General features: G+C 59.6%; 10 protein-coding genes. 4 read left to right on the top strand and 6 right to left on the bottom strand.

The genetic code is table 11. The annotated features are described in order from the left end of the window. Positions 1 to 335 precede the first annotated feature (335 nt). The 3 genes from D8Y22_RS22385 (at position 336) to D8Y22_RS11790 (ending at position 1,659) form a co-directional block, all read left to right on the top strand. A complete protein-coding gene (locus D8Y22_RS22385) occupies positions 336 to 497 on the top strand; it encodes a hypothetical protein (protein WP_174811834.1) in 162 nt (53 codons plus the stop codon). Next, a complete protein-coding gene (locus tag D8Y22_RS11795) occupies positions 494 to 754 on the top strand; it encodes a hypothetical protein (RefSeq protein WP_141464909.1) in 261 nt (86 codons plus the stop codon). The genes D8Y22_RS22385 and D8Y22_RS11795 overlap by 4 nt, the downstream gene beginning before the upstream one ends. A gap of 77 nt (positions 755 to 831) precedes the next feature. Then, positions 832 to 1,659: an Nmad3 family putative nucleotide modification protein gene (locus D8Y22_RS11790; protein ID WP_141464908.1), complete on the top strand. Its 828-nt coding sequence runs from the start codon at positions 832 to 834 to the stop codon at positions 1,657 to 1,659. Positions 1,660 to 1,675: 16 nt separating this feature from the next. On the opposite strand, the gene D8Y22_RS11785 is transcribed toward D8Y22_RS11790, so the two are convergent. Genes D8Y22_RS11785 through D8Y22_RS11765 form a run of 6 tightly spaced genes read right to left on the bottom strand, consistent with a single transcriptional unit; the run spans position 1,676 to position 6,951 of the window. Next, positions 1,676 to 2,182 (bottom strand): Lrp/AsnC family transcriptional regulator, encoded by a 507-nt coding sequence (locus D8Y22_RS11785; protein WP_141464907.1) that lies wholly within the window; start codon positions 2,180 to 2,182, stop codon positions 1,676 to 1,678. Between the two features lie 35 nt (positions 2,183 to 2,217). Next, positions 2,218 to 2,961 carry an ABC transporter ATP-binding protein gene (locus D8Y22_RS22670; protein WP_217350883.1) on the bottom strand — a complete coding sequence of 248 codons (744 nt, stop codon included), beginning with the start codon at positions 2,959 to 2,961 and terminating at the stop codon, positions 2,218 to 2,220. Continuing rightward, a complete protein-coding gene (locus D8Y22_RS22665; protein WP_217350882.1) occupies positions 2,958 to 3,695 on the bottom strand; it encodes an ABC transporter ATP-binding protein in 738 nt (245 codons plus the stop codon). The genes D8Y22_RS22670 and D8Y22_RS22665 overlap by 4 nt, the downstream gene beginning before the upstream one ends. Then, on the bottom strand, positions 3,692 to 4,756 hold the full coding sequence (locus D8Y22_RS11775) for a branched-chain amino acid ABC transporter permease (protein ID WP_141464906.1): 1,065 nt from the start codon (positions 4,754 to 4,756) through the stop codon (positions 3,692 to 3,694). The genes D8Y22_RS22665 and D8Y22_RS11775 overlap by 4 nt, the downstream gene beginning before the upstream one ends. Further along, positions 4,753 to 5,637, bottom strand: a complete 885-nt coding sequence (locus D8Y22_RS11770; protein ID WP_141464905.1) for a branched-chain amino acid ABC transporter permease — start codon at positions 5,635 to 5,637, stop codon at positions 4,753 to 4,755. The genes D8Y22_RS11775 and D8Y22_RS11770 overlap by 4 nt, the downstream gene beginning before the upstream one ends. Before the next feature lie 9 nt (positions 5,638 to 5,646). Beyond that, positions 5,647 to 6,951, bottom strand: coding sequence for an amino acid ABC transporter substrate-binding protein (locus D8Y22_RS11765; RefSeq protein ID WP_141464904.1), 1,305 nt, complete (start codon positions 6,949 to 6,951; stop codon positions 5,647 to 5,649). A 360-nt stretch (positions 6,952 to 7,311) separates the two neighbouring features. On the opposite strand from D8Y22_RS11765, the gene D8Y22_RS11760 reads away from it, so the two are divergent. Next, positions 7,312 to 8,676 (top strand): aspartate aminotransferase family protein, encoded by a 1,365-nt coding sequence (locus D8Y22_RS11760; RefSeq protein WP_141464903.1) that lies wholly within the window; start codon positions 7,312 to 7,314, stop codon positions 8,674 to 8,676. The last annotated feature ends 99 nt before the right edge of the window (positions 8,677 to 8,775 follow it).

Raw genomic sequence — 8,775 nt, 5'->3', positions numbered from 1 at the left:
CCTACGAAGAACTTCGCCGAGTCGTCAACAACAATGAGATGATCTCACGGACTCACGCTGTACCGGCTGTCGAGACTTCGGGGTAAACTCATACATTTTCGTCAAGGTGGCTGCCTGATAGACACGCATACTGAGCGGTGATCCAGTGGCGAATGCCTGAACAAATGGAGTCGTTGTGCTGACTACACACTCTAAGTCTTGCACGCCGAGTTCAACATATCCGTGATCTGTTACGCTGGGACGTGCGAGGATCTACGCCAAGCCCTATGAGTCGACACAACTTTTCCCGGGTAAACATTCAATAATGTAGACTCCAACGCTAGATCAACAGGTCGATGAACGACTCGAGTGGTCACGACTGGGTGGGATCCGGGGCTGTCACGGCGCGCGTCGACCAGCGCTTAGACGCCGACACGGAGGGAATCTATCACGTCGACTCGAGTCGTCGTCGCCGGGACGGTCGCACGGCTGCTGATCCGCCGTGGGTGAGACGATGATCGGCCGACTCGACGATTGCCTCTCGCCGGTCGCGACGAAGACGACGCTCTATCACGTCGTTCGACTCGGGCTCCGCGTCTACGTCGTCAGCGTCGTCCTCGTCGGAACGTACAGCGTCTTCTGGATCGCAGACATTGCCGGTCTCATTCCAAACACGCTCCTGTCGACGATCTGGATCGGGATCGCGGTTATGGGATCGATCTTTCTCGTACTGTTGGTGTCGCTATTTTTTGCTGCACGCTCGAGTGGGCGCTGATACGGACTGCTGGAGTGTTTTTCCGGTATTGTGATTCGATCGGGGGCGTTAACTGTGCGCTCGAGAGAGGGGAGGGTATGACGGTCGTTCTCGCTGGAATCGGCGCCGACAGTACGAATCTCGGCGCATTGGCCCCGCTGTACGACGACGGTAGCTTCGAGTACGTACCGATTCCCGAGAAGACCACGGCGACGACCGAACCGGAAACGCTTGGCTCCTGGGAATTACGCGCCAGTGACAGAACGGCCGCGGATCTGACGACTCGCGTCGACCCTCAGCCCGTCCGTGGCGGCTGTGAGACCGTCACCAGCCCGGACGTGGCCTCGTGGCCCCTCCATCACGATCCGAATTTCGAGGCCCTGACCTACGGTGAACACCGAACCAGCGGGTACGTCTCTCGGCTCCGAGCCCTCGAGCCCGGGGACATCGTCGGCTTCTACGCCGGGCTTCGCCGACCGGACGGCGATCGAGCCCATCGGTATCTGATCGGGTACTTCACCGTCGATCGCGTCGACGTCGTCACCCCCGAAACGCCACAGCGAGAGCGCGAAGCGATCCTGGAGGCCCATCCACACAACGCACACTCGAAACGTGCTCGAGACGGGGAGTTGTACCTGCCCGAGAAGTCGGTCGTCTTTCTCGACGGTCGCGAACCGGGCGGCCTATTCGATCGACACCCGGTCCGGCTCAGTGACTATTACGTGCGACCGGGAAACGAACGGGCACAGTACTATCTTCGTGACGAAATCGACTCGAGCTGGAACGTTCGTGCGGGCGGGACAAACATGATGTACAAACCGGCATATCGCTGTGAGATTTCGAGTTCTGCGTTCAGGCGCCGGATAGGGCCCCTCGAAGGGCGAAGGCCGGCCGATGGGACACTCGAATCGCCCCCGGACGGGTGATGTCTCGACACCGACCTTACGAGATATCGAGGCCCGAAAGCAGCGTTTCTAGCTCGTAATCCCGGAGTGAGCCGATGCCGACGTCTTCTTTGATCGTCGAGATGGCGAACTTCGAACTCGTTCGACTGATTTCGTCGATCGATTCGTAATCCTCGACGAGTCGTTCGACCATATCCCGTGAGGTGAGACGAGCGATGACGATGAAGTCGGTATCACCCATCGTGAAATAGACTTGATTGACGCCCTCGACTTCGGAGAGTTTTTCGCCGACTTCGTCGTGGTAGCCCTCGCCAAACTCGGCCCACACTTCGGAGATAATCGTGATCTCGAGCCCGATCTTTTCGCGGTCGAGTTCGAAGAGGTCGTTCTGGATGACGCCATCTTCTTTCATGCTCTGGATCCGATAATGGACCGTCGATTTTGGAATCTCCGTTGCCTCGTGAATCGTCTCGTTGCTGAACGTTTCGTGCTCGGCGATCGCACAGAGGATATCGAAGTCCCGTTTGTCGAGTGTCTCGCTCATTGATTGTCAGTACTGTTGGTAAGTGATAGTGAATATCATTCGATTCCCAGATACAACTCCATGAGATCTTCCTGTTGGCCGAGCTCGGACGGCGTTCCCTCGAACTGGAGGTCGCCTTCGGCGAGGATGTAGATGTAATCGGCTAACCGCAACGCGGCGACGACGTTTTGTTCGATGAGGATGATCCGCGCTCCGCGGTCGACAAGCGTCTCGAGGAGATCGAAAGCGTCGTCGACGAGCGTCGGGGCGAGACCGGCGCTTGGCTCGTCCATGAGGTAGGTATCGGCCCCGGTCATCATCGCGCGGCCGAGACTCACCATCATTTGTTGGCCACCCGACAGCGATTTGGCTTTTGCGTCGAGCTTGTCTTCGAGTGCCGGGAAGGCCTCGAGGACCTCGGCCTTTCGTTCCTCGACGACGGTGGGGTCGTCGACGGTAAACGCACCGAGCGAGAGGTTTTCCGCGACGGTCATCGTTCCGAAGACGCCACCGCCCTGTGGCAGCGTCGCGATGCCGGATCCGACCATTTCGTCGGGGCTCAGGTCCGTCACTTCGGTGTCGCCGTACTGAATCGAGCCCGACCACACCGGGACGACACCGTTGAGCGATTTCAACAGCGTCGACTTGCCGCTGCCGTTCGGACCGAAGATACAGGTAACGCCGGGATGACTTTGGATGGAAACTCCGTGAAGCACCTCGTGACCGTCGTAGCCGGTGACGATGTCTTCGGCGACGAGGACGGGCTGGGTTTCGGCGTCGGCATTCGTCTGGAGAGTCATCCGAGCACCTCCTCGAGGTCGACTTCACGGCCGAGATACGCTTCGCGGACGCGGTCGTTGCCGGTCACCTCGTCGAACGATCCTTCGGCGATGAGTTGGCCTTGATCCAGGACGGTCACCGTGTCCGCGATCGTCCGCATGACGTCCATGTCGTGTTCGACCATGATGAACGTCGTTCCGTCGTCGTTGAGTTCCTGAATGTGATCGAGAATTCGCTTTTCGAGCGCGGGATTGACCCCCGCTGATGGCTCGTCGAGCAGGATACAGTCCGGATCGAGCATCAACACACGTGCGAGCTCGAGGAGCTTCTGTTGGCCACCACTCATGCCTCGAGCCTCGTTGTCGGCGATGTGATCGATCTCGAGGAACTCGAGGATTTCCCGTGCCCGTGCGTGTTTGTCCTCGATTGAGTCGGGCGCTTCGACCGCGAGCAGATTTTGCGTGACGGTCATGTTCCGAAACGGCGAGACGATCTGGAAGGTACGGGCCATCCCGGCACGGGCGATCCGGTGGGGTTCCCACTCGGTGATGTCCGTCCCGTCGAAGACGATCGATCCCTCGTCGGGCGTATAGAATCCGGTGAGGTTGTTAAACAGCGTCGTCTTCCCGCTGCCGTTGGGGCCGATGATACCTCTGATTTCGCCACGGTCGACCGACAACGAGATGTCGTCGTTGGCGGTCAACGCACCGAATCGCTTCGTCAGGTTCGTGGTTTCGAGTACAGTCTCGGTCATTGGAATTTGAACTTCTCGAGCAGCGAATTGAGGTTCGATCGGATGTCACTGGCGTCCGTTTCGCCGGTCAGGAGCCCGACGATGCCATCGGGTGCAAACAGCACGACGAGCATGATGAGCAGACCCATAAGCGAGATGTACATGGTGTCGCTACCGAAGTACAGCGCGCTGAGTCGGTCCAGCAGGAATATCAATGCGCCACCGATGATCGGTCCGAGGATCGTGCCTAACCCGCCGACGAGCGCCATAATGACCATCTGTGCGGTGATCATCGAGTCCAGCACCTCCTGGGGGTGGACGAAGGTAATGTAGAACGCGTAGGCCCCGCCGAGTACGGCAGCCGTCGTACACGAGAGGACGTACACCTGTCGCTTGATCCGGGTCGCATCGATACCCAGTGATTCGGCTGCGTCCTCGTTGTCACGAACCGCCTTGACTTTGTAGCCGAACTCGTGGTGCTCGAAGAGCACGTACGTGAGGACGACGACGCCGACCGACAGCACGAGCATGATGTAATAGAGGTAGATAACCCGTGGCAGGTCCGGCAGTGGAATGCCGAAGGCAGCCATCGTCGACGGCAGCGTCAGGCCGCTGGTGCCGCCGGTGATATCGAGCAACAGTGCCAACTGTCGCATGGCTTCCGCGAACGCCCACGTCGCAATCGCGAAGTATGCGCCCTTGAGCCGAAGCGTCGGGACGCCGATAGCGTAGGCAAACACCGCGCCGAAGATCCCCGCAAGCACCAGTGCCGGAAGGAACGGCAGCGAGAGGCTGACCATTGCGATTCCCGTCACGAACGCGCCGATACCGAAGTACGCACCGTGGCCGAAGTCGAGGTAGCCGGCGTAGCCGCCGATCATGTTCCAGGATTGGGCCAGGCCGATCCACATCAACACGCCGATCAGGATTCGCAACTCGAAGGTTCCGGCTCCGAGCCACGGAATCGCGACCAACAGTACCGCGACGATCCCCCACGCAAGCCGCCAGTCGTAGCCGTCGCCGTCGGCCGTGTAGACGATCGACTCGAGTCTCGGGGGGAGCGAACCTTCTCGTTTGCTCATGAGACTGGCTCACCCCGTCCGAGGATGCCCTGTGGCGAGACGAGCAACACGACGTAGACGAGCGCGAACAGCACGAAAAACACCCACGCGCCGCTGACGTACGTCGAGAACATCGCTTGGGCGACGCCGAGGACGAGTCCGCTGACGATGATACCAGGGAGATATCCCATCCCGGCGAGGACGACCATGAAGAAGGCAAACGCCGTATACTGCATCCCCATCCCAGGGTCAGCAGCGAAGATGATACCGATGAAGACGCCAGCAGTCGCCGTCAGTCCCGCGTACATGCCGTAGGCGACCGACTGGTAGCGGGCGATGTTGATCCCCATGAGGCGAGCGTCGGTTCGATCCTCCGCGATCGCACGGATCGCCAATCCGCCTTTCGTGTTGTAGAGGTAGTACAGGAACGCTGCAACCGCAACGATGCCGAAGATGCCAGTCAGCACTCGAGCAACCGGAAACGTCCCGATGGCACTCACCGTGACGCCGCCGGTCGCGATCGAGGTCGGGACTTCGCGCGTGTTGGGACCGAACGTCGTGAGAATCCCACCGCGAGCGAAGAACGCGACGCCGAACGTGAACACGAGCGCCATCAGAATCGGCATCGGCACGTTACTCGTCGTCACGTGATGGAGAAACGGTTGCACGAAAAAGCCGATAGCGTAGAACGCCACGAAGACCAGCGGGACGACGAACAACGCGTCGATACCGAGGCCTGCAGCCAGCACCGAACCGGCGAATGCACCGACCATCACGTACTCACCGACGGCGAAGTCGATCACCTCGAGGACGCCGAAGACGAGCGCGAACCCGATCCCGACGGAGATATAGATACCGCCGAGCAGCAGACCGTTTATCAGTGTTTGAATGAACAGATCCATGGTTCCCCGTTATCGCTCGTCCCAGGCAGGTGCGGGATAGGTTGGCTCGCTTTCGCGTAACTCATCGGGTGCCACGACGTCGAATCCGTCTGCAGTTCGCTGGATCGTCAGAATGTCGGTCGCGACGTTGCTGTGGTAGAGGTCGCCGTCGGTCTCGAAGTTGATGTCCCCGTAGAACGTCTCGACTTCGACCTCCTCGAGAATGTCGACGAGTTCGCTCTGTTGCTCGCTCGAGAGCGGCGGCGCCGCACCCAGTTCCTGTAAGGCTTCCTGATAGACGATCCCTGCGGCAGTCGAGCCTGCCTGCGTGTAGTCCGGCGTCACGTCGAATGCGCTTTCGGATGCGTCGGCGTACGCCTGGGGACTGTCGAACAGCGCGTCGCCGCCCCGATCGAGTCGTGGGAGCCAGACGGTCGCACCGAAGATATGTGCTGCGTCTTCGCCCAAGCCCTCGGCGAAACTCTCCGTATCGACTCCGTAGTGGCTGAAAAAGCCATCCGGATCGTATCCGAGGTCTCGAGCAGCATTGAGGAAGTCGACGTGTGCCTCGATGTGTGCCGCATGGAAGTGCAGATCCGGATCTTCGTCCATCGCTGCACTGACCGGACTGGTCCAGTCGGCGTCGCGTGGGAACAGTTCGTAATCGAGTACCTCGATACCGTGGTCCACTGCTGCCTCGCGCATCGCTTCCGCCGTATCGCTCGTGAACGGATCGTTGACGCCAGTGATGTACACCGATTCGGCCTGTGGCTGGAAGTCGAAAATCGATCCCGCGGACTCGCTGGCGATGACGTTCCCTGCTGGAATCGTCCCGAACGTGTACTCGTACTGTTGCTCCCAAATTTCCGGTGATTCTGCGCTGCCGGTGATGTGTGGGATCTGCTCTCGGTCCGCAATCGGCGCTACTGCGAGAGTCACGTTGCTCGAGTAGGGTCCAAAGAGTGCGTCGATACCGCTGTCGATCATCTGTTCGGCCGCGTCGGCGCCGGTGGAAGGCTCACTCTGTGCGTCGGCGTATTCGATTTCGACCTCGTAGGACGTGCCGTCGATCTCGATGCCGCCGTTCTCGTTGATCCGTTGTTCCCAGAGATCGTATCCGCGTTCGGTGATCGTGCCTCCGAACCGGAGATCGCCCGAAAGCGACGTTACGGCACCGAACCGAAATACGTCCCGATCGTCCTGCTCTTCGTCGAAGTCACCGAGACAGCCCGCGAACCCGGTAAGTCCGGCAGCGCCTGTTGCCCCTGCGACTTGCAGGAACCGCCGCCGGTGCTGTGAACTCGTTGCAGCTGGTCGCTGGTTTCGTTTTGCCATGCTGGCACATGCCAATTCATACTACTTATACTTTCCCCATCAATTGAACCTAATGCAATATGAGTCCCTAATACTGAACTGAGGATAATATTGTATTGTGTATAGAGACCAAATTCGTTCCTTGCGCACTAGCCAGCTAGTTGCAGTCAGGGGCCACACCGATTGGGTCGATGATGTCGGAGGCCTTGGCCAGGTCGAACGACGGCTGTACGATTCCGCTCTTCCGTAGTAGCTGTAACTACGATCGCGTGACTCGCAAGTGCTACCTCCGCGACACAGATGCTTTGTATTGAATTCAAATTATACTATCTCTATCGAACTGATGGCAAGAATTATACTCCATGGTGGCTACTATCCAGTATGGGAGTAGGACCATCGATCGACGACCTTCACTTTAGTGACGCACCGTCAGTCGAGTGCGTTCCCGGGCCACAGTCCGAACGGCTGCTCGAGAAACAGCGAGAAATAGATAGCAACGCGGTCGCGTATCCGAGACAGGTGCCGATCGCACTCGAGGAGGCCCGTGGGGCAACGGTTCGAGACGCTGATGGGAACGTCTTCCTCGATTTCTTCGCCGGGATCGGCGTTCTCAACGTCGGTCACGGGAACCCATACGTTCTCGAGGCCGTCCAGGACCAGCTCGAAGCGGTGACACATACGATCGACTTCCCGACGGAAGCCCGACTGGAACTCATCGAACGGCTACGCGAAATCGCCCCTGGTGGGCTCGCGGGAGCGAGCAACGTCGTCTTCGGTGGCCCAAGCGGTAGCGACGCGATCGAAGGGTCGATCAAACTCGCCAAACACAACACCGGTCGTCACGGACTGCTCGCGTTCGAGGGCGCATACCACGGGACGACCGCCGGTGCGCTCAGTCTCACGGCAGGCAAAAAGTACAAAGAGGGATATGGGCCGTTGCTGCCGGATACCGTCCACATGCCCTATCCCTCGGCGACCGACGAGTCGGCGGTCGACTGCGAGGTCGCACTCGAGGCCGTCAAACGCAAGTTCGAAAATCCCTACGGTGGCCACGAATCACCGGCCGGTATCTGGGTCGAACCGATCCAGGGCGAAGGTGGCATCGTGATCCCGCCGGCGGCGTTTCTTCGAGGGCTGCGGGATATCGCCGACGACAACGAGGCACTGCTGATCGTCGACGAGATTCAGACTGGGCTGGGTCGGACCGGCGAGTGGTTCGGCGCCGACCATTTCGACGTGACGCCCGATGCAATTACGATGGCCAAAGCGCTTGGCGGGACCGGCTTGCCGATCGGCGCGATGCTCTATCACGAGAAATTCGACACCTGGGGCCCTGGCGGACACGTCGGAACCTTCCGCGGGAACGTTCCTGCGATGGTCGGTGGGCTTCGAGCGATCGACTACATCGAGTCACACGGTCTCTTGTCCCACGCGACCGAGGTCGGTACCTATCTCCGCGATCGCTTCCGAGAGGTCGCCGAGACGACTCCACTCGTCACCGATGTCCGAGGGAAGGGGCTGTTCACCGGCGTCGAATTCGTCGATACCGACGGGAACCCGAGCAAGGAACTCGTCGCGGAGATTCAACAACGCTGTTACGAACAGGGCGTCCTCGTCTGGAACGCTGGCCGTCACGGGAACGTGTTGCGGCTACTCCCACCGCTGGTGCTCACCCACGACCAGGCCAGAACCGGTGCAGACGTGATCTGTGACGCAATTACAACGACAGTCGACCAACACGAATGACGTTGGATTACGTTCAGCTCGAGGCGGATCTGGACCAGGAAGAGCGAATGATCCGGGATACGGCCCGGGAGTTCGTCGAGGAGCACGTCAAACCCGACA

It is taken from the genome of Salinadaptatus halalkaliphilus (assembly GCF_006543045.1).
GTDB classification, from domain to species: domain Archaea; phylum Halobacteriota; class Halobacteria; order Halobacteriales; family Natrialbaceae; genus Salinadaptatus; species Salinadaptatus halalkaliphilus.
This window is presented reverse-complemented; position numbering and strand designations above follow the sequence as displayed.

Bases quoted from the DNA above. Each gene is read 5' to 3' on its own strand.
- D8Y22_RS22665 (WP_217350882.1), bottom strand. From the start codon at position 3,695: ATGACCGAGACTGTACTCGAAACCACGAACCTGACGAAGCGATTCGGT.
- D8Y22_RS11785 (WP_141464907.1), bottom strand. From the start codon at position 2,182: ATGAGCGAGACACTCGACAAACGGGACTTCGATATCCTCTGTGCGATC.
- D8Y22_RS11775 (WP_141464906.1), bottom strand. From the start codon at position 4,756: ATGAGCAAACGAGAAGGTTCGCTCCCCCCGAGACTCGAGTCGATCGTC.
- D8Y22_RS11795 (WP_141464909.1), top strand. From the start codon at position 494: ATGATCGGCCGACTCGACGATTGCCTCTCGCCGGTCGCGACGAAGACG.
- D8Y22_RS11760 (WP_141464903.1), top strand. From the start codon at position 7,312: ATGGGAGTAGGACCATCGATCGACGACCTTCACTTTAGTGACGCACCG.
- D8Y22_RS22385 (WP_174811834.1), top strand. From the start codon at position 336: ATGAACGACTCGAGTGGTCACGACTGGGTGGGATCCGGGGCTGTCACG.
- D8Y22_RS11790 (WP_141464908.1), top strand. From the start codon at position 832: ATGACGGTCGTTCTCGCTGGAATCGGCGCCGACAGTACGAATCTCGGC.
- D8Y22_RS11770 (WP_141464905.1), bottom strand. From the start codon at position 5,637: ATGGATCTGTTCATTCAAACACTGATAAACGGTCTGCTGCTCGGCGGT.
- D8Y22_RS22670 (WP_217350883.1), bottom strand. From the start codon at position 2,961: ATGACTCTCCAGACGAATGCCGACGCCGAAACCCAGCCCGTCCTCGTC.
- D8Y22_RS11765 (WP_141464904.1), bottom strand. From the start codon at position 6,951: ATGGCAAAACGAAACCAGCGACCAGCTGCAACGAGTTCACAGCACCGG.